This is a genomic window from Allobosea sp. 05T433 (assembly GCF_056396065.1).
Genome location: NZ_JBFTKS010000026.1, coordinates 55,776 through 76,854, shown reverse-complemented (window position 1 = coordinate 76,854; position 21,079 = coordinate 55,776). Strand labels below are relative to the sequence as shown.

Sequence of the window (21,079 nt, the reverse complement as noted above, 5' to 3'; positions counted from 1 at the left end):
ATCACCTGAAGACCGATGCGAACAACGATCTACGTCATCGTCTGGGCTGTGATCGCCGCCTTGGTCGTGGTGCTGATCACCTTGCCGATCAGCCTGCAGGCGCATCTGATCGCGGGGGCGATCGTGGTCACGGCGATGATCGCGCTGAAGTTCCTGCGGCCTGACGGCGTCTGGCGGCTGATCGCGCTGGGATTGGGAACGGCGATCGTGCTGCGCTACATCTATTGGCGCACGACGAGCACCTTGCCGCCGGCGAACCAGATCGAGGACTTCATCCCGGCGATGATCCTCTATCTCGCCGAGTTCTATAATATCGGCATGCTGTTTCTCAGCCTGTTCGTGGTCGCGCTGCCCTTGCCGCCGCGCAAGACACCGCCGGTCGACCTGGAGAATGCGCCCACCGTCGACGTCTTCGTGCCGACCTATAACGAAGAGGCGGACCTGCTGGCGACGACGCTCGCGGCTGCGCTCGCGATGGATTACCCGGCCGATCGCCTGAAGGTCTTTCTCCTCGACGATGGCGGAACCGACGAGAAGTGCAACGCGGATAATTTCGTGGCCGCCAACGCCGCCAAGGAGCGCCGGGGGACGCTGCAAAAGCTATGCGAGGGCCTCGGCGTCACCTATCTGACGCGCGAGCGCAATATCAGCGCCAAGGCCGGTAACCTCAACAACGGTATCGCTCACTCCGAAGGCGAGTTGATCGTCGTCTTCGATGCCGATCATGCGCCCGCACGGTCCTTCCTCGCGGAGACCGTGGGCTTTTTCGGCCAGGACCCGAAGCTGTTCCTGGTGCAGACGCCGCATTTCTTCATCAATCCCGACCCGCTGGAGCGCAATCTCCAGACCTTCAAATACATGCCGTCCGAGAACGAGATGTTCTACGGCATCATCCAGCGCGGTCTCGACAAATGGGACGCCTCGTTCTTCTGCGGTTCGGCTGCGGTGCTGCGCCGCCAGGCACTCAAGACCACCAATGGCTTCGCTGGACGTAGCATCACGGAAGACGCCGAGACGGCGATCACCCTGCACGCCACCGGCTGGCACAGCGTCTATGTCGACAAGCCGCTGATCGCCGGGCTGCAGCCGGCGACCTTTGCGAGCTTCATCGGGCAGCGCTCGCGCTGGGCGCAGGGCATGATGCAGATCCTGATCTATCATCGCCCGCTGTTCAAAACCGGTCTCTCGCTGCCGCAGCGGCTCTGCTACTGCTCCTCGGCGCTGTTCTGGCTGTTTCCCTTCGCGCGCTGGATCTTCCTGATCTCGCCTCTGTTCTACCTGTTCTTCGGATTGCAGATCTTCACGGCATCGGGGGCGGAGTTCTTCGCCTATATCCTGAGCTATATGGTCGTGAACCTGATGATGCAGAACTATCTCTATGGCCGCTATCGCTGGCCATGGATCTCGGAACTCTACGAGTTCATCCAGTCGGTCTACCTGCTGCCTGCGGTCGTCTCGGTCCTCATCAATCCGGGCAAGCCGACCTTCAAGGTCACGGCCAAGAACGAATCTCTGGAAACCCGTCGCGTCTCCGAGCTGGGGCTGCCGTTCTTCATCATTTTCGGCGTCCTGGCGCTCGGTGTCGTCGCGACCTATTGGCGGATCATCACCGAGCCCTACAATGCCGACACGACGGTGGTCGTCGGCCTCTGGAACCTGCTCAACCTGCTGATGGCGGGCTGCGCGCTCGGCGTCGTCTCCGAGCGGCCGGAGGGGCGCGCGGCCCGGCGCTTCGCAGTGCGGCGACGCGGCGAGATCACCATAGACGGGCAGACCGCGCCGATCGTCACCGAGAACGCCTCCGTCGACGGCGTCGGCATCCGCGTTCTGTCCCATGTTTTCGACAAGCTGCCTGTCGGCAGCGAGGCGCTCATTTCTTTCGAGACCACGATCAACATGCCGGCCGGCACGCTGCCGGTGCGTGTGATGCGCCTGGCGCCTGACKACAAGGGTTTGCTGATGGGCTGCCGCTACGCCCCGAGCGAAGCCCTGCACAGCCGCATGATCGCCGATCTCGCCTTTTCCGACGCCGAGCGTTGGACCCTGTTCCAGAAGGCGCGGCGCCAGAACATGGGGGTCGTCTACGGCACGATCCGCTTCCTGCGGATCGCGATCTTCCAGACGAGCCGCGGCTTGTCTTATTTCTTCGGCCTTTACCGCCTGACACGCTCTTCGGCGACACCGGCGAGGCCAGCGGAATGAGGCTGCAGCCATTCTCCCTGATGGCCGCCATGGCCCTGCCGCTGTTCTGCGGCGCCAGCATGGCCCAGGACGGGCGCGTGCAGCCAGCCCCGGCCGAGCCGGCCCCGTTCATGATCGCGCCTCCGGAGCAGCCGCCGGCCGCAAAGCCCCCCGTGGCACCGGCTGCACCTGCTGCTGAGCCCCCTGCCCCGAGCCAGCCGCCGAAGTCCGCGACGGCAGCGACTGCGCCCGTCCCCTTTGCGTTCAAGCCGTTGCTTCCTGCCGCCCGCGTCACCCTGGAAGGCGAGAGCGACAGCCGCAACTGGGCTTTCTTCCTGACGCAGGACGAAGCCGCTGCCGATCTGAACCTGGACGTGGCATTCCAGAATGCCCTCGTCGTGATGCCGGAAGCCTCGCGGTTGACCGTGCGGATCAATGGCGAGCGCGTCATCGAGCAGCCGATTGCATCGTCGGACCGGCTGGCGCGGCTCTCGGTCGCGATCCGCAAGGCGCTTTTGCGCGCAGGCGAGAATACGATCGGTTTCGAGGTCGTGCAGCGCCACCGCACGGATTGCACCCTGGCATCCACCTATGAACTCTGGACGCGCATCGACGGTGCCGGCACGCGACTGAGCTTTCGCAGCCCCGATGCCGCGCAGCTGCGTTTGCGAGGCATCGACGATCTGCCGTCGATCGGCGGGGACGAAAGCGGCCAGACGACGATCAACATCGTGGCGCCCAGCGCGTCGCGGGCGATCGCGGGCAACACCATTCTCGCCGTAGCCCAGGCCGTGGCCCTGCGCGGGCGCTTCGGGCAGGTCGTGGTGCGGGTTTCCGAACGGCCGCCGGAGCGGCTGCGGCCGGGCTCGCTGACGGTTGTGATCGGGACAGCGAACGAATTGGGCGAGCTACTCGGCTCGATCCCGGAGGAAGCGGCCACCCGCAGCTTCCTCGGCTTCGTCGCCAGTCCGAAGCTGGGTCCGGCCACACTTCTCGTCACGGGCCAGGGCTGGCCGGATATCGAGGCGGTCGTCGCCAAGATCCTGACCGAGCCGGTTTCGAGGCCGACCAATATCAACCGCACAAGCATGGATACGGCGAGCTGGCACACGCCGAACCCACCTTACGTTACGGGCCGGCAGGTGCTGCGCTTCGCCGATCTCGGCGTTCCCACCCAGGAATCGACCGGCCGGCGCATGCGGGTGCGCGCCGTCGTCGCAATGCCCGGCGACTTTTTTGCGAACGCCTACGGTGAGGCCACGCTTCTTCTCGACGGCGCCTATTCCGCGGAGGTCCTGCCCGGCGTCAGCCATATCGAGATCTTCGTCAACGGCAATGTCGCCGCGACCGTGCCGCTCAACACGACGACCGGCGGCCTGTTCCAGCAATTCCCCATCACCGTGCCGATGCGGCATTTCCGGCCGGGGATCAATGAGCTCTGGCTCGAGGCCGTCACGATCGCGAGAACCGATCTGAGCTGCGGGCCCGGCGCGACGCTGCCTGGCAAGAGCCGTTTCGCGCTGTTCGATGCCACCTCGCTGGCCGTTCCGGATTTCGCGAAGATCGGCGTCAAGCCAAACCTCGCCGCCGTTTCCGGCACGGGATTTCCCTACTCGGTGGCGCCGCGCGTGGCCCTGGTCATGGGCCGGCTCGATGCCGCCAATTACGGTGCGGCGGCGACTCTGCTGGCGCGCCTGGCCCAGCGCGCCAGCCGGCCCATCGCGGTCGATCCGCTGGCGAACGCCGCCACCGTGGGAGATCGCCCGGCGCTGATCGTCGGCGCCGTCGGCCAGTTGCCAAGCGGCCTGCTGCCGCGCGTCGGCATCGCCGACACCGTCCGCACCACATGGCCACAGCGCGCCGACGCCGTCGTGGTCTCGCCCGATGCGGATGGCACGGCCGTGTTCGACGCCGTGCTCAACCGTTTCCAGGGCCGCCAGACGACACCGGAAGATTCAGGCGGCGTGCCGCAATCCACGAACGAGATCCGCGACCGGTGGCGGAACTCGCTCGGTGGCCCGCTGGCCCGCTATCTCGTTGCCTTCGACGGCTGGCTGCAGCGCACCTTCGACCTGTCATTTGCCCAATTGCGCACACCGTCGCGCTCGTCTTCGCTCTACGAGCCTGCCGAGGGAACCGACCTGATCGCAGCCCAGGCCGCCGATCCGGATACCCGGCAGGTCTGGACCGCCTTCGTCGCCCGGCGCGAAGAGGCGCTCGAGAGCAGCGTTGCCCGGATCGTGACGCCGGGCAATTGGGCTGCCATGGCCGGCAGGATCACGGCTTTCCGGGGTGGGCAGGAAACACATGTCCTCTCCGCCGACCGCACCTCCTTCTTCATGACGCGGCCCTTCAGCTTGACAAATATGCGCCTCGTCCTCGCCAACTGGATGTCGAGCAATATCGGCACCTACGCGCTGACGCTCCTGGCCGCCTGCATCAGCCTCGGCATCGGCACCGCGTTGATGCTCGGACGGTTGGGGCGGCGCTCATGAGAAAGCTCCTGGCTACATTCTCAGCCACCATGATGCTTCTCACATCGGCCCTGTCTGCCTCCCTCCCCGACGGCGCATGGGAGCTCTACCGGCAAAAATTCGTCACGCCCGAAGGGCGCGTGATCGACGATGCCAATGGCGGGATCAGCCATAGCGAGAGCCAGGGCTATGGCCTGCTGCTCGCCTGTCTCGCGGGCGACCGCAGCAGCTTCGCCAGCATATTCGCGTTCACGCGCACAGAGCTCCTGATCCGCGACGACGGGCTCGCGGCCTGGCGCTGGGACCCCAAGGCGAGCCCCCATGTCACCGACATCAACAATGCCAGCGACGGCGATCTGCTGATCGCCGAGGCCCTTGCCTGCGCCGGCGCGCGCTGGGCCATGCCGGCCTACACGGCGGCGGCGCGCCAGATCGCCCGGTCATTGGCCAAGGTCGCGCTGTTGAAGCGCGGTGGCGAGACCTGGCTGATGCCCGGCGCGGTCGGCTTTTCCGAGAAGGACCGGCCCGACGGGCCCGTGGTCAATCCATCCTACTGGGTGTTCGAGGCGCTGCCGGCGCTCGCGCAGCTCACCGGCGATCAGAGCTGGATGCAGGTGCAGGCGAGCGGCCTGAAACTGCTCGACACGCTTGCCAAGGCGAAGATGCTGGCGCCGGACTGGGTCTCGATCAAGGACACGCCCAGGCCTGCCGACGGCTTCCCGCCCCAGTTCGGCTACAACGCCATCCGCATCCCGCTCTATCTGATGCGGGCGGGGCTGGCCGACAAGGCGCGCATGGAGCCGTTCCGCAAGGCATGGGCCGGCGGGACTGCCGTGATCGACGTCAAGACCGGCAATCCCGTCGAGCCGCTGCCCGACGCCGGCTATCGCATTCTCGCGGCCGCGATGGCCTGCGCGCTCGACAAGACGCCAATCCCGGCGGAATTGAAGACCTTCCAGCCGACGGCCTATTATCCCTCGACCCTGCATCTTCTGTCCCTCTCGATGCTCCGCGAGAGGTATCCGCAATGCATGTGAAATACGCCGTCCTGGCGATCGTCCTCGCGAGTGCCGCGTTCTATGCCTTCGGCCGCCATGGCCGGGAGGTCGATCTGTCGTTGACGCCGCCTGCGGCGATCCGTCAGGCGGCCGCGGCCGGAAGCTCTTCCCCTGACAGCCAGCAACCCGCGCCGGAACTCGCTCAGGCGCAGCCGCCGGCGACCCCGCCCGGCCAACCGGCGCAGCGGCCCCCCGTCGTCGACGAGAGTGCCTTGCGCTATTTCGCATCTCAGGGCGACACGCGGCGCCTGGAGGCCGAGCTTGCCCGGCTGCGCGCCCTCTATCCGGAATGGAAGCCGCCCGCCGACCTGACGTCTCCGGCTCAAACCGGCGATCCCGAGCTCGAGCGGCTTTGGAAGCTCTTCTCGGAAGGCAAGATCGCCGAGGTCCGGGCCGCGATTGCGCAACGCGGCACCAGAGAGCCGAACTGGCGTGCGCCTGTCGATCTCGTCGCCCGGCTCGACGCCGCCGAGGCGGCGCAGCGGCTGGTCAATGCCTCCAATGCGCGGCAATGGGAGCAGGTGATCCGGATCGGCACCGAGACGCCGGCCTTGCTGACCTGCGCGAATGTCGATGCGCTGTGGCGGGTGGCCGAGGCCTTCGTGCAGACCGGCAAGCCCGAGCGGGCGCGGGACGCCTATTCCTATGTGCTGGGCAACTGCAACACCCCGGCAGAACGGATCGGGACGATGCAGAAGGCGCTGGCGACGCTGCCCGATACGCTGACGGACGCGCTTCTGGCGCAGGAGAGGCAGACCGAATTCTCCAGCATCCGTGACGAGATCGCGCGGCGGCGCATCGGGCGGGCTGCCGAGGATACCAAGCTCACCGTATCCGCCGACGACATCCGGCGGGTCGAGGCGCTTGCGAACGCCGCGACGACGCCGGACGATGCCATCCTGCTCGGCTTCTACACGCTGCGCCACAATGATCCGGTCAAGGCGGAGGCGCTGTTCCAGTCCGTCTTGCAGCGCAAGGGCGGAGCCAAGGCGGCGGAAGGCGCGGTGCTCGCGCTGGCCGCCAATCGCAAATATCGCGAGGCCGAGGCGCTGGGTTCGCAATGGCTGGACGCAGGCGCCGCCAACCGCAAGGCCTATCTCGACGCGGTGACGTCGCTGATCACGCAGGAACCGGCTCCGAAGCTGGATCGCGCCGTCGTCGAGCGGATCGCGAAGACCGTTGCGACCGACCGCTACGCGCCAGGCGCGGCCGGTCTCGGTTGGTATGCCTATAATGCCGGCCAGACCTCCCCGGCCGAGACATGGTTCGAAACCGCCCTCTCCTGGGACCGTGGCTATGAGCCGGCCGCCTATGGGCTTGCCCTGGCACGGCAGCGCCTGCGGGACCAGGCCGGCCTGCGCGCGATCGTCAACGACTGGGGCGGCCGCTCCGAACGGATCGCCGCGCTGCTCGATCCGCGCCGCAACCGCGCCTCGCGCGGCCAAGATGCGCATGGCCAGGATGCGCGTGACCAGCAGCAGCGCCGGGATGATGTCGCCGCTCCGGCCGTGCCGGTCATACGCGAGCGAGACCCGATCGAACCCGCACTGAGCCGCCCGGTGCGCTCCCGGGCAGCCCGGCAGACCGTCCAGACCGTCCAGGCCGATAGCGACGCTGAGCCTGTCCGGCGCCGCCAGGCGGCAGCGCCCGCTTCCGGCAGTTGCGGCAATGGCCAGTCGGGCGCGGCAGCATTGCAGCGCGGCTGGTGCCTGCTCAACCTGAAGCGCCCTGCGGCTGCGGCCGAGGCTTTCGAGGCCGCGATGCGCAGCAGCTCGGGCCAGGTCGCGGCCGACGCGGCCATGGGCAAGACCTATGCGAAGCTCCAGCAAGGCCTGACGGCGGAGGCCAATGTCGCGGCGGCGCAGACCAATCCGGCTCCCGCGCAGCGCCGCGAACTCTCGGCGCTGCTGCTCTCCGAGCGGTTCTATGCGCAATATGACAACAAGGACTTCAACGGCGCCCTGGTAACCCTGTCGGAACGTGCCCGTCTTGCTCCCGAAACCACCGACCTGATGATGATGCGCGGCTGGTCCTACTTCCATCTCGGCCGCTACACCGATGCCAGCAGGGTCTTCACGGCGCTCTACAGGAGCAACGGGTCGCCGCAGGCGCTGGCCGGATTGACCGCGATCGGCGATGTGACGCGCCAGAACAGGTACTGATTTCGCGCACGGTCAGTGACTGAGGCCGGGCGAGCACCGCTTCATCTCCCGCGTATGGCCAACCGACAAAGGCGCGAGTCTTTGCCGCGGGAACCGATAGCCGGGCCGATCGTTTGACTGTCTCGCATCAGCTTATGACAGGACGGGAGGTCCGCCATGCCTCTGATCGACGAAGCCAAACCCGTGGCCGCGGGGGTGAGCGCGGCAGGTCGTCGGGATGATCCGCGCGTCCAGAGAATTGCCAGGGCGATGTGTCGCGCCGCGCGCATCGACCCCGAGCAGCCGGCCGGAACGGTGGCGATCTTCACGATCATGCACTGCCACGCCGGACGGTCGGAGAATGATCCGGCCTGGATGTTGTTCGCGCGTCAGGCTGAACTCTTCATCGCCATGAATCCCGACGTAGTCGAACCGCTCTGAACCGTCACGGAGACGCCGACAGCCTCGGCGAACCCAGCCCCTCGCGGTTTCGGCATCAGCCGGGCTCTGTGCAAGCGCCCGGAAGTTTGTCACCATGGGCGCAGGTCCCAGCGGGTCTCGATCCTACGGGACTTGGGTTCCTGGGGGCTTGCATCCCCGGGATCGATCATTGCGGGGCATACGGATGACGTTCCGGTTGCTTGTCTCGATTGCGGTGATGGCGCTGGCGCTCGGCGCCTGCAACGACCGGCAAGCCGCGCAACCTCCGGCCGCCCCGCCTGCGCCCGCCGTCGGCATCCAGCCCGCCACCAAGAAGGGCGTGACCTGGTCCTATTCCTTCGTCGGCCGCATCAAGGCGCCCGAAAGCGTGGCGCTGATCGCCCGCGTGCAGGGCTTCCTCGACAAGATCCAGTTCACCGAGGGGCAGGAGGTCAAGGCCGGCGACACGCTCTACCAGATCGAGAAGGTGCAATATCAGGCGCAGCTCGACCAGGCGACGGCCAACCTCGCCGCCGCCAAGGCCCAGGAGCTCAACGCTCAGCTCACCTATGCGCGCTCGCAGGACCTGGTGAAGACGCAGGCCGTCTCGCAGGCGACGCTCGACAGCAACCGCGCCGCTCTCGACGTCGCCCATGCCTCGGTGCTGCAGAACCAGGCGGCACTGACCCAGGCCAAGGAAAATCTCGGTTACACCGACATCATCGCCCCGATCGCCGGCCGCATCGGCCGCACGGCCTATACGCAGGGCAATCTCGTCGGCCCCAGCAGCAACCCGCTCGCGACCATCGTCAGCCAGGACCCGATGTATGTCCTGTTCCAGGTCAGCGTGCGCCAGCTCGAGGAACTCCGCGAGGCGCGCCGGCGCGAGGACGGCAGCCAGAGCAAGATCGCGATCACCGTGCGCCTGTCCTCCGGCAAGGAATACCCCCATCCCGGCGTCTGGAACTATACCGACCCGCAGGTCGACCAGCAGACCGACACCGTGACCATGCGGGCCTCGCTGCCCAACCCCGATCGCCAGCTGATCGACGGCGAATTCGTCTCGGTCGAGGTCCGCGAGCGGAGCCAGCAGGCACGCCTCGTCGTGCCGCAGGCGGCCGTCCAGGTCGATCAGGCCGGCAGCTATGTCATGGTCGTCGACAAGGACAGCAAGGCCCAGCAGCGCCGCATCAAGCTGGGCCCGCAGCAGGACGCCGATGTCGTCGTCGAAACCGGATTGACCGAGGGCGAGAACGTCATCGTCGAAGGCCTGCTCAAGGTGCGCCCCGGCCTGACCGTCTCCGCCACGCCCGTTGCTCCGGCAAGCGGGAGCTAGACGTGATCTCGTCGATCTTCGTCGACCGGCCGCGCCTCGCCTTCGTCGTCTCGATCGTCATCACGCTGGCGGGCCTCATCGCCATCTTCACGATCCCGGTTGCGCAGTTCCCCGATATCGTGCCGCCGCAGGTCACCCTGACCGCGAGCTATCCCGGCGCCGATGCCGAGGTGGTCGAGACCACCGTCGCCCAGCCGATCGAGCAGCAGATCAACGGCGTCGACAACGCGCTCTACTACCAGTCGACCAGCGGCGCCGACGGCAGCTACACGCTCAACGTCACCTTCGCGCTCGGCACCAACCCGGACATCAATACCGTCAATGTCCAGAACCGCTCGTCGCTGGCCCAGCCGCAGCTCCCGACCGAGGTCACGCGTCAGGGCCTGACCGTCCGCAAGAAATCCGCCGCGCTGCTGCAGGTGGTCGAGATCCACTCGCCGAAGCACACATTCGACTCGCTCTATCTCAGCAATTACGCGACGATCAACCTGGTCGACGCGCTCGCCCGCATCAACGGCGTCGGCCAGGTCAGCCTGTTCGGCCCGCTCGATTACTCGCTCCGGGTCTGGCTCGATCCGAACCGGCTGACGGCGCTCAGCCTGACACCGAGCGACGTCATCTCCGCGGTCCAGGGCCAGAACGTGCAGGCGGCGCTCGGCCGCATCGGAGCCGCCCCGGTCAGCAGCGACCAGCAATACCAGCTCACGGTCAAGACGCAGGGCCGCCTCACCAAGCCGGAGGAATTCGCCAATATCGTGCTGCGCACCAATCCGGGCGGCTCGGTCGTGCGCGTCAGGGATGTGGCGCGCGTCGAGATCGGGGCCCGCACGGCCGATCGCTACAGCCGTTTCAACGGCGCGCCGGGCGCCGCCATGGGCATCTACCAGTCGCCCGGCGCCAATGCGATCGATGTCGCCAAGAAGGTGCGGGCGACGATGGAGGCGCTCTCCAAGCGCTTCCCCGAGGATCTCGCCTACGGCATCTTCTTCGACACCACGGTCTTCGTCAGCGCCACGATCGACGAGGTCATCCGCACCCTGCTCGAAGCCTTCGTGCTGGTCGGCCTCGTCGTCTTCCTCTTCCTCGGCAAGCTGCGCACCACCATCATCCCGCTGGTCGCGGTACCGGTCTCGATCATCGGCACCTTCGCCGTCATGCTGGTGATCGGCTTCACCGCCAACACGGTCTCCCTGCTCGCGCTCGTGCTCGCCATCGGCATCGTCGTCGACGACGCCATCGTGGTGATCGAGAATGTCGAGCGCGTCGTCGAGGAGGAGCCGGAGCTTTCGATCGCGGACGCGACCAAGAAGGCGATGGCCGAGATCACCGGGCCGATCATCGCCATCACCTTCGTGCTGCTCGCGGTCTTCGTGCCGGTCGCCTTCATTCCCGGCATCAGCGGCCAGCTCTTCCGGCAATTCGCGGTCGCCGTCTCGACCGCCATGCTGATCTCGGCAATCAACGCCCTGACGCTGAGCCCGGCGCTCTGCTCGATCCTGATCAAGCGCGGCCATGGCGGCGGCGGGCCGATGCGCTACGTGATGAACGGCATCGACAAGGTCCGCGACGGCTATGCCGCGATCGTCAGGCGCCTGGTCAGGGTCGCCGTCGTCGTCCTGTTCGTGCTCGCCGGCATCCTGGCCGCGACGGGCGGGCTGTTCCTGACCACGCCGCAGAGCTTCCTGCCGGAAGAGGACCAGGGCGCCTTCTTCATCGCGATGCGCCTGCCCGAAGGCGCCTCGGTGAACCGGACCGCGGCCGTGGTCGAGCAGGTCGAGAGCATCGTCCGGCCGGTCGCCGGCGTCCAGGGCGTGCTTTCCGTCGTCGGCTTCAATTTCATCGACGGCCTCGCCTCCTCCAACCAGGCCTTCTTCGTCATCCGCCTGAAGCCGTTCGAGGACCGCAAGGATCCGGCGCAAGGGGTCGGCGCGATCATCGGGGCGCTGCGGCCGCAGCTTGCCGCCGTGCAGCAGGCAACGGTCTTTCCGTTCAACCTGCCGCCGATCATCGGGCTCGGCAGCACCGGCGGCTTCCAATATGTGCTCGAAGCCCTGCAGGGCCAGTCGCCGACCGACATCGCAGCCACGATGCGCGGCCTGCTCATCGCCGCCAACCAGCAGCCCGAGCTCGCCGCGGTCTTCAGCACCTTCGCCGCCGACACCCCGCAGATCTATCTTGATATCGACCGCGACAAGGCGCAGGTGCTCGGCGTCCAGATCGCCGACATCTTCAACGCCCTCCAGGCGACGCTCGGCGGCTTCTACGTCAACGACTTCAACGTCTTCGGCCGGACCTGGCAGGTCAATGTCCAGGCCGAGACGCCCTTCCGCCGGGCCGTGACCGATATCGGCAAGATCTATGTCCGCGGCAAAACCGGCGCGATGGTGCCGCTGAACGCGCTCTCGCAGGTGCGCCTCGTCACCGGGCCGCAGGCCCTGACCCGCTACAATGGCTACCGGGGCGCGATCGTCAACGGCTCGCCGAAGCCCGGCGTCAGCTCGGGTCAGGCGATCCAGGCCATGGAGCGCATCTCGGCGACGACCCTGCCGGCGGGCTTCGGTTTCGAATGGACCGGCACGGCCCTGCAGGAGAAGGCCGCAAGCGGCGGCACCCCGATCGTCATCGCGCTCGCCCTGCTCTTCGCCTATCTCTTCCTCGTCGCGCTCTACGAGAGCTGGAACGTGCCGATCGCGGTGCTGCTCTCGGTCACGGTCGCGGTGCTCGGCGCAGTCGCCTCGGTTGCGCTGACCGGCGTCAGCCTCGGCGTCTACGCCCAGATCGGCCTCGTCGTGCTGATCGCGCTCGCGGCGAAGAACGGCATCCTGATTGTCGAATTCGCGCTGGAGCAACGCGCCAAGGGCGAGTCGATCATCGATTCCGCCGTGTCCGGCGCCAGGCTGCGCTTCCGCCCGGTGATGATGACGAGCTTTGCCTTCATCCTCGGTCTGCTGCCGCTGGTGATTGCCACGGGGGCCGGCGCGCTCAGCCGGCGGGCGGTCGGCACGCCGGTCTTCGGCGGCATGCTCTTCGCCTCGATCTTCGGCATCTTCCTGATCCCGATGCTCTATGTCGTGTTCCAGCGGATGCGCGAGCGCAGCAGGGGCAGGCCGAAAGACGCGGCCCCGGCCAGCGAGCCGGCCCCCGCCCCGGGCCCTGGACACTGAGCCCAGGTCCGGTGCCGGAGCGTCCGCTCAGGCTTGGATCACAGATCCCGCGTGCGGTCGGGGAGCTTGTCGATCGCCTCGTCCGCGCCCTGGTCCTTCTTGAGCACGCCTTCGCGCAGAACCTTGGTGGCCGCGTCGGCCTCCTTCTTCGTGTCGCCGGGAAGAGGTGCCGTCTCGGGCGTAGCAGTGAGACCGATATCCTTGGGCTTCTTGCCGTCATTGCGGGCCGTTGCCGCGAATGTGGCAAGGGATTCGGGTTGTTTGGCCATTGGAGCCTCCCTGGTTTCCAGGGTAACCCGCCAGCCAGCGAACCTGTTCCAGGGCGTTATCGGCAACAGCCCTGGCCGAAGGCGCCGACAGTCGCGCCGCGATAGTGAAACCGGACGGCGCCCATCAGGCAAATTGCCCCTCACGGCACGACCGGCCGAGGCCGGCCTGCCGTGAGGGGCGCGGTCGCCGCGCTCAGGCGACCTTGGCATGCACCGTTCCGATGCCCTCGACATGGCCCTCCATCACGTCACCGCGGACGATGGCGCCGACGCCCGACGGCGTGCCGGACATGATCAGGTCGCCCGGCTGCAACTCGAACAGGCCGGAGAGATACGAGATCATCTCCGGCACCTTCCAGATCATGTGGTTGAGATCGCCCTGCTGGCGGATTTCGCCATTCACCTTGAGCCAGACCGCACCGTTCTCGGGATGGCCGATCGTGCTCGCAGGCACGATTTCGCTGAGCGGCGCGGAATGCTCGAAGGCCTTGCCGATCTCCCAGGGCCGGCCCGCCTTCTTGCACTCGTCCTGCAGATCGCGCCGCGTCATGTCGAGGCCCACCGCATAGCCATAGACATGCTCGAGCGCGCGCTCGACCGGGATATCCTTGCCGCCCTTGGCAAGGGCGACCACCATCTCGATCTCGTGGTGCACATTGCTGCTGCGCGGCGGATAGGGGAAATCGGCGCCATCGAGGACGACGCTGTCGGGGTTCTTCTGGAAGAAGAAGGGCGCCTCGCGGTTGGGGTCGCCGCCCATCTCGATGGTGTGGGCGGCATAGTTGCGGCCAACGCAGTAGATGCGGTGAACGGGGAACCGGCTTTGCGTCCCCCGCACCGGGACCGTGACCTGTTCCGGGGCCTGGACGACATGGTTCTGAGGCGTGGCGATATTCATCTTGCGGGATCCTTCGTTGGCAAGAGAGGTCTTCAGCGCGCGGCGGCGTAATAGCCGAACCGACGTTCGAGCCGGGCGAGCAGTTCGTTGAGGGTGAAGGCGAAGGCGAAGAGCACGAGCAGCAGCGCCCAGAAATGCTCCATCAGGAAATGCGATTGGTAGATTTCGAAGAGCGTGCCGAAGCCGACGACGGAGACCAGCAGCTGCCCTATGACCACGCCCTTGACGGCGCGGATCATGCCGAGCCGGATGCCCGCCAGGATTTCGGGGAGTGCCGCCCACAGATAGATCCGGCTGAAGGCCTGCCAGCGATTGGCGCCGAAGCTGCGCGCCATCTCGACCAGCGAGGGCGAAATGGCGCGGATGCCGGCGCGCGTGTTGAGCACGATGATCCACATCGAGAAGAGCACGACGGTCAGCACGATCGTCGTCTCGCCCAGCCCGAACAGCACCATGATGACCGGCACCAGCGCGCTGAGCGGCGCGGAGAGGAAGAGGTTCACCCAGGGCAGGAGAAGCCGGTCGGCAATGACCGAGCGGCCCATCACGATGCCGAGCGGGACGCCGACGCAGATCGCAATCGTGTTGCCGAGCAGGAAAGCGCGGCCGGTGATCAGCAGTGCGTCGAGGAAGGAGGCTGTCGGGACGATCTCGAAGACGCGCCAGATGATGCGCGACAGCGGCGGCAGGATGAAGCCGGCATCGGTATGACCGGCGATCTCCCAGATCACGGCCCAGACGAGAAGCGCCGCCATCATCGGAAGGCGGATACCTGAAATGACCATGGCCGACTCCTAGTCCAAGTAATGCCGGAGCTGCTGCCAGATCGCCTCGACGACATCGAGATAGGCACTGTCACGCCTGATCTTCTCGGGGTCGCCGCCACGGACTATCTGCGGCTCGATGATCGCCGAGACGCGGCTCGGCCGGCGCGAGAGCAGCGCAATCCGATCGGAGACATAGACCGCCTCCTCGATGCTGTGCGTGACGAAGATGAAGGATTTTCCTTCATTGGCGACGAGTTCCAGCAGCTCTTCCTGGAACTTGCGGCGGGTCTGCTCATCCACGGCCGAGAACGGTTCGTCCATCAGCACGACCTTGGCATCGACCGCCAGCGCACGCGCCAGGCCGACGCGCTGGCGCATGCCGCCGGAGAGTTCGTGCGGGTATTTCTGTTCAAAGCCCTTGAGGCCAACGCGCGCGATATGGCGTTCGGCGATCGCCTCGCGCTCGCTATGGGCGACGCCGCGCAGCTCGAGCCCGAAGGCGACATTGCGGATGACGCTGGCCCAGGGCATCAGCGCAAAATCCTGGAAGACGAAGGCGCGTTCGGGGCCGGGCCCGGTCACCTCGCGGCCATCGACGAGAACCTGGCCGCCGGTGGCGGGGATCAGGCCTGCGATGATCTTGAGCAGCGTGGTCTTGCCGCAGCCCGAGGGGCCGAGCAGCGTCGTCAGGCGCCCTTCCGGAAACTCCAGCGAGATGCCGCTCAGCGCCTCGACGCCGCCGGCATAGGTTTTCGAGACGCTGCGCACTTCGACGATCGGCCGGGCCGCGCGGGCGGGAAACGGCGGACGGTCACCGAGGTGCTGCGGCATGATGGCTGCGTTGGGGGTCATCTGCGCACCTCCGGTCGAAACAGGGTGACTTCGATCCGCTCGAGCAGCTCGATGAACAGGACCGAGAACACGATGATGGCGAGGATGGCCGCGTACATCTTGGGATAGTCGGCGACCGATTGGTTGTAGGAGATCACGTCGCCGATGCCGGTCGGCGTGATCAGCAGTTCGGCGAGGATCACGCCGATGAAGGCGGCGGCGCAGCCGAGCCGAAGGCCTGCGAAGATCATCGGGCTGGCTGCCGGCAGGATGATCAGGCGGATGCTCTGGCTGCGCGTCGCGAGAAACGAGCTGCCCATTTCGAGAAGCGATTTCGGCGTGTTGCGCACGGCGCCGAGCGTGTTCAGCACGATGACCGGCATCGCCATGATGCAGACGGTCATGACCTTGGCGGTCAGCCCGATGCCATAGGCGAAGGTCAGGATCGGGATGAGGGCCGCCAGCGGCGCCGCCTGGGCGATCACGAAGATCGGCGCGAACAGCCATTCCGAGGGTTCGTGCAACCCCATCAGCACGCCAAGCGCGACGCCGCACAGGATCGAGGCGGTCAGCCCGATGACGAGCGGGTGGAGTGTGATCAGGAAGGCCTTGAACAGGGTTCCATCGGCCATGATCGCGCGAAGACCACCGAGCGTTTCCAGGAAAGTCGGAAAGGCGGGGCTGAGCGGTATCCGCCCGGCATATTCCCAAAGCGCGAGAGCGGCCGCGAAGGACACCAGGCGCAGCACGAGCGGATGGATCAGGAGATCGCGCCAGCGCTGGGCCGGAGCCCTGCCAAGCGCCGGCAGGGCAGGAGCAAGTTCGGAAATCTGCAAGGGAGAGCACTCCGCTTGTGCGCGTTTTCGAAACGAGGGGTCCCCAGGCCGGATGCTGCATGCACCGGCCCCGGGGACGGGTCCGGACGAGGCTAGCTGCCCAGGGCCTTGCGTGCCCGCTCCAGCGGCGCGAGGTACCAGAAATCCTCGACCTTCAGCTCGGCGGCCGGACCCTGCAGCTGGCCGGCCTCGGTGTAGAACTCGAAATCAGCCTTCGCGACCTCGGCGCTGCCGCCGGCCGGCGCATAGACGCCTTCCTTGGTCGCCAGCGTGTAGAATTTGGTGATGCCCTCCAGTACCTCCTTCGGCTGGTCGGCCATCAGCTTGCGCTTGACCCTCTCCTGCTCGACGATCGCCGGATTGGCCGCCATTTCCTGCCAGAGCCGCAGGAATTCGGTGACGATGACATCGACCTGCTTCTCGTTCTTCTGGATCCAGTCGGTCCGGCCGAACAGCGTCTCGTCGGAAGCCGGCTCGCTAACGCCGGGCAGGACATGGAAGCGGTCGCCCGCCTTCTCCAGCAGCAGGTTCTTGTTGGCGAGATCGACGATGGTGGCTTTGATCTGGCCCTTCATCATGCCGATGATCCGGTTCTCCGAGCCCGGCACATAGCTGCGCTCGCCAAACTGGATGCCCTCACGCTTGGCGATAATGTTGCCGATCGCCTCGGTTCCGGTGGCGCGGGCGTGAAAGGCGATCGGCTGGCCGTTCATGTCCTTCCAGGTCTTGTAGGACTTGTCCGCGACCGGGAAGAAGACGAGGCGCGTGCCCTGGAAGAGCACGCGCAGCGGCGCCTTGCTCTTCTGGACGACCGCGTAGGGCGTGCCGACGCCGAGATCCGCCTGGCCGTTGATCACGGCCTGGATGGCAAGGTCCTCCTTCGAGAAATGCGTCACCTGGTAGTCGACGCCCTTCTCCTTGGCGCGCTCCAGCGCGATGATCATCGAGAGCGTCTCGGTCGACAGCACGTCTCCCAGCGCAACCCTGACCTTCGCTTGCGCCTGCGCGGCGGCGCTTCCGAGCATCAGCGCAGCGCCGACGGCGGCGGCTCCGAACAGGACGGACCTTCTCCTCAACGGCTTCATGATCTGACTCCTCCCAGAGTTCTGTTTGGCTTTTTGCGCGATCTTGGTCGCAACCAATTTTATTTTGGGCACTGTCATGTGCCGGATTGATCCTGTCAAGGCTTCGATTTGCAGTAATTTGCCCGAAAATCCTTGCGCAACGCAGCAATAATCACAACCAATATTCAAAATGGTTGCGCTCGCCCGCGATCCATGGGATCACGATCACGTTCCCCATTGCCGGTCGCACATCATGGATCAGAAAGCCCCCACCCCGCCCGATGCCGATGTCTCGGGCGTCCTGACGCAGCTCTATGGCTACATCACCGCGGCGCAGCTGCCGGATGACGGGCGCCTGCCGCCGGAGCGGGAGCTGGCCGAACTGCTAGGGGTGAAGCGCACAGAACTGCGCAAGGGCCTCGCCGCGCTCGAACGCGAGGGCCAGCTCTGGCGCCATGTCGGCAAGGGCACGTTCGTCGGCCCCAAGCCGCCGCAACTGGTCGATATCGCGGACCTGGTGCAGCGCAGCAATCCGGTCCAGGTGATGAAGGCGCGGATCGGCCTCGAGCCCGAGCTCTCACGCCTCGCGGCGATCAACGCCACGGTGGCCGAGATCGCGACGCTCGCCGAACTGAACGCCTCCTGCCGCGCCGCGACGAGCTGGCGCGAATACGAGGCTTATGACGCGCGCTTCCACCACCAGATCGCCGAGGCCGCGCATAACCCGATCCTGATCGCGCTTTTGGAAACGCTGAACGCTGTGCGCCGCGCCGTCACCTGGGGGCGGCCGCGACCGAGCCATTCAAGCCCGCCTGCCGATCATCACAGCTTCGAGGACCATGACCGGATCGTCGACGCGATCGCCCACCGCGAGCCCGGGGGCGCAGCGGACGCGATGCGCCGGCATCTGCAGAATGTCGAGGACCGGCTGATCGGGCGCTCGCCCTGAGGCAGGGCACCTCCTCGATTGCCGTCTGATACCGCCATCGCGCATGGGCCCGGCAAGCATGCCCCACGCGCTGCCGTCAGGCCCGGACCGAAGCGGATCCCGCTGCGATGGTGTTCAACGCCGCGATCGCCTCACCGCTCAGGTCCAGCACGCCGGCGGCGATATTCTCGCGGAGATGAGCGACCGAGCCGGTGCCCGGGATCAGCAGAATATTCGGCGCGCGCTGCAGCAGCCAGGCGAGCGCGACCTGCATCGGCGTTGCGCCGACCCGCGCCGCGACCTCGGTCAGCCCAGCCGATTGCAGGGGCGAAAAGCCTCCGAGCGGGAAGAAGGGTACATAGGCCGTGCCCGCAGCTGCCAGTTCGTCGATCAGCGCGTCATCCGTGCGGTGAACGAGATTGTAGTGGTTCTGGACGCAGACGATCTCGCAGATGCCGCGCCCCTCCCCGACCTGCCTGGCGGTGACATTGCTGAGACCGATATGGCGGACAAGGCCCTGCTGCTGGAGTTCGGCGAGCACGGTCAGCTCGGCAGCCAAGCTGCCCTCAGCCGGGCCATGGCCATCGCCCCAGAGTCGCAGGTTGACGACATCGAGCGCCTCGAGCCCGAGATTGCGCAGATTGTCGTGCACGGCCTGCCGCAACGCGTCCGGCGAGGTCGCGGGAAGCCAGGATCCGTCAGCGCCGCGCCGGGCGCCGATCTTGGTGACGATGACGAGATCGTCGGGATAGGGCGACAGCGCCTCGCGGATCAGCTGGTTGGTGACATGCGGGCCGTAGTAATCGCTCGTGTCGATATGGTCGACGCCGCAGGCAATCACCTCGCGCAACACCGCGAGCGCCGCATCCCGGTCCTTCGGCGGGCCGAATACGCCAGGCCCGGCGAGCTGCATGGCACCGTAGCCGAGCCTTTTCACCTGGCGGGTGCCGAGGCGCCAGGTCGGGGATGGGCTCCTGCCAGGCATGGTCGCTCTCCTGTCGATGAAGGCACGAGACAGCGACTGGATGACCGCCGGATCAGAGCGCACGATCGGCGCCGGCCAGGCGGAATTCCATGCATTGCAGATCCATCTCGAAGACCTCAAGGCGCCCGACATTGTTGCGCGTGCCAAGGGTTTTGGCGAGGGCGATCATCTGGGGAAGGTCCGGGCACGGCTTGAGCCTCGATCCCAGGCCAGGCTTCAAGGTCATCGCGGCAATCTCCTGCGCGCAATCCCAAAGATCAGGACAGCGGCGACGATCGCGGCGGCGAGGTTGTAGGCCATCCCGCCGACGAAGGCAGAGGCGTAGAGCTGGGCTTGCCCTCCTGCGTCGATGCCGGCGGCAAGCGCCGCACCGAAGAGGATGCCGACGACGGCCACTCCCAGCGCCGCACCGACTTGCTGCAGCGTTGCGACGACGCCAGAGGCCATGCCTGCCTGTCCCTCCCCCACAAAACCGAGGACGAGGTTGAGCAGCGGCGTCATGATGAGGCCCTGGGCCGCGCCGACCACGATCAAGGCCGGGATCAGATGCGCGACCACGAGCCCTGCTCCGGCAAGCCAGACCTGCGCGATCAGAATGCCGAGCGACACGGCATAGAGAAGTGCGCCTGCGGCAATTGCGGCTGTGCCAAGGCGCGCGACGAGACGGGGCGCCGCCATGGAGGCGATGACGAACCCGATGCTGCAGGGGACGAAACTGAGACCCGCCTCGAAAGGACTGAGACCGAACCCGGTCTGCGCCAGGAGAGCAAAGCATAGAAAGAACGAGGACGATGTCGAATAGATCAGGACGACCAACAGACCGCCGTGGGCAAAGCACGATTGACGCATGAGCTTCATATCGACGAGAGGCTCGCCGCCCGCCCGGCGCCGGCTCTCCTGCTGCCCGTAGAACGCAGCGATCAGGACGGCGGCCCCTGCCAGCGATGCAAGGGTCCAAAGCGGCCAGCCCTGCGCCGGCCCTTCGATCAGTGGCACGAGCAAGAGCGTCAGCCCCAGGCTCACGAGGGCCACGCCGGACCAGTCGAGGCTCGGACGCTCCGGCGCGTAGGTCTCGGGAATGAACGGCGCCATCAGGATGGCGATGACACCGACGGGAACATTGATGAGGAAGATCATGCGCCAACCGAGACCGAACAGGTTCGCCTCGACGAGAAAGCCGCCGACCACCTGGCCCGCGATGGCGGCAAGGCCCAAGGTCATGCCGAGCAGTCCAAAGGCGCGACGAGCGTCGTCAGCAGAGAAACTTACCCGGATCGAGGCATAGACCTGCGGAAACAGGAGTGCTGCCGCCAATCCCTGCACCACGCGCGCAGCGATGAGGATCTCGATCGTCGGCGCCAATCCGCAGAGCGCCGAGGCGAGCGTGAAACCGGCAATTCCGACGACGAAGAGCCGCCGGCGGCCGTGAATGTCGCCGAGCCGCCCACCGGTGATCAACAGCACCCCGAAGCCAAGTTCATAGCCCGCGACGATGAAGCCGATCTGTGACAGGCGGGCGCCGAGGCTGGCCTGCATGGCCGGGATCGCGACATTGACCACKAACAGATCGAAGATCGTCACGAATCCCGCCAGAAGCAGAACGGACAAACCGAGCCAGGGCGGGCGGACCCCGCAGCTTTCTGCCGGGCTGCGCAGGGTTTGGGCCGTAGCGGTATCGGAACTCATGTTGCGTCCTCGGATTAACGACGCAACAGCCATGAAGCGGC

Annotated in this window: 17 protein-coding genes; 8 read left to right on the top strand and 9 right to left on the bottom strand. The window is 66.4% G+C overall.

Features of this window, described 5'->3' with window-relative positions; genetic code table 11:
- Positions 1–15 precede the first annotated feature (15 nt).
- The 7 genes from bcsA (at position 16) to AC1DGP_RS27505 (ending at position 12,774) form a co-directional block, all read left to right on the top strand.
- Entirely contained in the window at positions 16–2,202 is a 2,187-nt protein-coding gene (gene bcsA / locus AC1DGP_RS27535) for a UDP-forming cellulose synthase catalytic subunit (RefSeq protein WP_476832734.1), read from the top strand.
- On the top strand, positions 2,199–4,676 hold the full coding sequence (locus tag AC1DGP_RS27530; protein WP_441506843.1) for a cellulose biosynthesis cyclic di-GMP-binding regulatory protein BcsB: 2,478 nt from the start codon (positions 2,199–2,201) through the stop codon (positions 4,674–4,676). Before bcsA ends, AC1DGP_RS27530 begins: the two co-directional genes overlap by 4 nt.
- Positions 4,673–5,692, top strand: coding sequence for a family 8 glycosyl hydrolase (locus AC1DGP_RS27525; protein WP_476768205.1), 1,020 nt, complete (start codon positions 4,673–4,675; stop codon positions 5,690–5,692). The genes AC1DGP_RS27530 and AC1DGP_RS27525 overlap by 4 nt, the downstream gene beginning before the upstream one ends.
- Complete coding sequence (locus AC1DGP_RS27520) at positions 5,683–7,875, top strand: hypothetical protein (protein ID WP_476832733.1); 2,193 nt, start codon at positions 5,683–5,685, stop codon at positions 7,873–7,875. Before AC1DGP_RS27525 ends, AC1DGP_RS27520 begins: the two co-directional genes overlap by 10 nt.
- A gap of 156 nt (positions 7,876–8,031) precedes the next feature.
- Positions 8,032–8,295 (top strand): hypothetical protein, encoded by a 264-nt coding sequence (locus tag AC1DGP_RS27515; RefSeq protein WP_441506846.1) that lies wholly within the window; start codon positions 8,032–8,034, stop codon positions 8,293–8,295.
- A 184-nt stretch (positions 8,296–8,479) separates the two neighbouring features.
- Positions 8,480–9,610 (top strand): efflux RND transporter periplasmic adaptor subunit, encoded by a 1,131-nt coding sequence (locus tag AC1DGP_RS27510; RefSeq protein WP_441506847.1) that lies wholly within the window; start codon positions 8,480–8,482, stop codon positions 9,608–9,610.
- Positions 9,611–9,612: 2 nt separating this feature from the next.
- A complete protein-coding gene (locus tag AC1DGP_RS27505; RefSeq protein WP_476768202.1) occupies positions 9,613–12,774 on the top strand; it encodes an efflux RND transporter permease subunit in 3,162 nt (1,053 codons plus the stop codon).
- 38 nt (positions 12,775–12,812) lie between these two features.
- On the opposite strand, the gene AC1DGP_RS27500 is transcribed toward AC1DGP_RS27505, so the two are convergent.
- The 6 genes from AC1DGP_RS27500 to AC1DGP_RS27475 form a co-directional block, all read right to left on the bottom strand.
- Positions 12,813–13,043, bottom strand: coding sequence for a hypothetical protein (locus AC1DGP_RS27500; protein WP_441492255.1), 231 nt, complete (start codon positions 13,041–13,043; stop codon positions 12,813–12,815).
- 193 nt (positions 13,044–13,236) lie between these two features.
- A complete protein-coding gene (locus tag AC1DGP_RS27495; RefSeq protein ID WP_476768201.1) occupies positions 13,237–13,941 on the bottom strand; it encodes a fumarylacetoacetate hydrolase family protein in 705 nt (234 codons plus the stop codon).
- Positions 13,942–13,973: 32 nt separating this feature from the next.
- Positions 13,974–14,726 carry an ABC transporter permease gene (locus AC1DGP_RS27490; RefSeq protein WP_441492253.1) on the bottom strand — a complete coding sequence of 251 codons (753 nt, stop codon included), beginning with the start codon at positions 14,724–14,726 and terminating at the stop codon, positions 13,974–13,976.
- Positions 14,727–14,735: 9 nt separating this feature from the next.
- Entirely contained in the window at positions 14,736–15,539 is an 804-nt protein-coding gene (locus AC1DGP_RS27485) for an ABC transporter ATP-binding protein (RefSeq protein ID WP_441506936.1), read from the bottom strand.
- A 17-nt stretch (positions 15,540–15,556) separates the two neighbouring features.
- Positions 15,557–16,375, bottom strand: coding sequence for an ABC transporter permease (locus tag AC1DGP_RS27480; protein ID WP_441492252.1), 819 nt, complete (start codon positions 16,373–16,375; stop codon positions 15,557–15,559).
- 92 nt (positions 16,376–16,467) lie between these two features.
- Positions 16,468–17,460, bottom strand: a complete 993-nt coding sequence (locus AC1DGP_RS27475) for an ABC transporter substrate-binding protein (RefSeq protein ID WP_476824504.1) — start codon at positions 17,458–17,460, stop codon at positions 16,468–16,470.
- 232 nt (positions 17,461–17,692) lie between these two features.
- Here AC1DGP_RS27475 and AC1DGP_RS27470 point away from each other — a divergent pair, with 232 nt between their 5' ends.
- Entirely contained in the window at positions 17,693–18,388 is a 696-nt protein-coding gene (locus AC1DGP_RS27470; protein ID WP_441506851.1) for a FadR/GntR family transcriptional regulator, read from the top strand.
- A 76-nt stretch (positions 18,389–18,464) separates the two neighbouring features.
- On the opposite strand, the gene AC1DGP_RS27465 is transcribed toward AC1DGP_RS27470, so the two are convergent.
- The 3 genes from AC1DGP_RS27465 to AC1DGP_RS27455 are packed head-to-tail and all read right to left on the bottom strand — an operon-like array spanning position 18,465 to position 21,038.
- Complete coding sequence (locus AC1DGP_RS27465; protein ID WP_476832732.1) at positions 18,465–19,352, bottom strand: aldo/keto reductase family oxidoreductase; 888 nt, start codon at positions 19,350–19,352, stop codon at positions 18,465–18,467.
- A gap of 52 nt (positions 19,353–19,404) precedes the next feature.
- Positions 19,405–19,578 (bottom strand): hypothetical protein, encoded by a 174-nt coding sequence (locus AC1DGP_RS27460; RefSeq protein ID WP_441492248.1) that lies wholly within the window; start codon positions 19,576–19,578, stop codon positions 19,405–19,407.
- Positions 19,575–21,038, bottom strand: a complete 1,464-nt coding sequence (locus tag AC1DGP_RS27455) for an MFS transporter (protein WP_476832731.1) — start codon at positions 21,036–21,038, stop codon at positions 19,575–19,577. The genes AC1DGP_RS27460 and AC1DGP_RS27455 overlap by 4 nt, the downstream gene beginning before the upstream one ends.
- Between the last annotated feature and the right edge of the window lie 41 nt (positions 21,039–21,079).

Coding starts and splice junctions, on each gene's coding strand:
- AC1DGP_RS27530 (WP_441506843.1), top strand. CDS start 2,199: ATGAGGCTGCAGCCATTCTCCCTGATGGCCGCCATGGCCCTGCCGCTG.
- AC1DGP_RS27525 (WP_476768205.1), top strand. CDS start 4,673: ATGAGAAAGCTCCTGGCTACATTCTCAGCCACCATGATGCTTCTCACA.
- AC1DGP_RS27520 (WP_476832733.1), top strand. CDS start 5,683: ATGCATGTGAAATACGCCGTCCTGGCGATCGTCCTCGCGAGTGCCGCG.
- AC1DGP_RS27515 (WP_441506846.1), top strand. CDS start 8,032: ATGCCTCTGATCGACGAAGCCAAACCCGTGGCCGCGGGGGTGAGCGCG.
- AC1DGP_RS27510 (WP_441506847.1), top strand. CDS start 8,480: ATGACGTTCCGGTTGCTTGTCTCGATTGCGGTGATGGCGCTGGCGCTC.
- AC1DGP_RS27500 (WP_441492255.1), bottom strand. CDS start 13,043: ATGGCCAAACAACCCGAATCCCTTGCCACATTCGCGGCAACGGCCCGC.
- AC1DGP_RS27495 (WP_476768201.1), bottom strand. CDS start 13,941: ATGAATATCGCCACGCCTCAGAACCATGTCGTCCAGGCCCCGGAACAG.
- AC1DGP_RS27490 (WP_441492253.1), bottom strand. CDS start 14,726: ATGGTCATTTCAGGTATCCGCCTTCCGATGATGGCGGCGCTTCTCGTC.
- AC1DGP_RS27485 (WP_441506936.1), bottom strand. CDS start 15,539: ATGCCGCAGCACCTCGGTGACCGTCCGCCGTTTCCCGCCCGCGCGGCC.
- AC1DGP_RS27475 (WP_476824504.1), bottom strand. CDS start 17,460: ATGAAGCCGTTGAGGAGAAGGTCCGTCCTGTTCGGAGCCGCCGCCGTC.
- AC1DGP_RS27470 (WP_441506851.1), top strand. CDS start 17,693: ATGGATCAGAAAGCCCCCACCCCGCCCGATGCCGATGTCTCGGGCGTC.
- AC1DGP_RS27465 (WP_476832732.1), bottom strand. CDS start 19,352: ATGCCTGGCAGGAGCCCATCCCCGACCTGGCGCCTCGGCACCCGCCAG.
- AC1DGP_RS27460 (WP_441492248.1), bottom strand. CDS start 19,578: ATGACCTTGAAGCCTGGCCTGGGATCGAGGCTCAAGCCGTGCCCGGAC.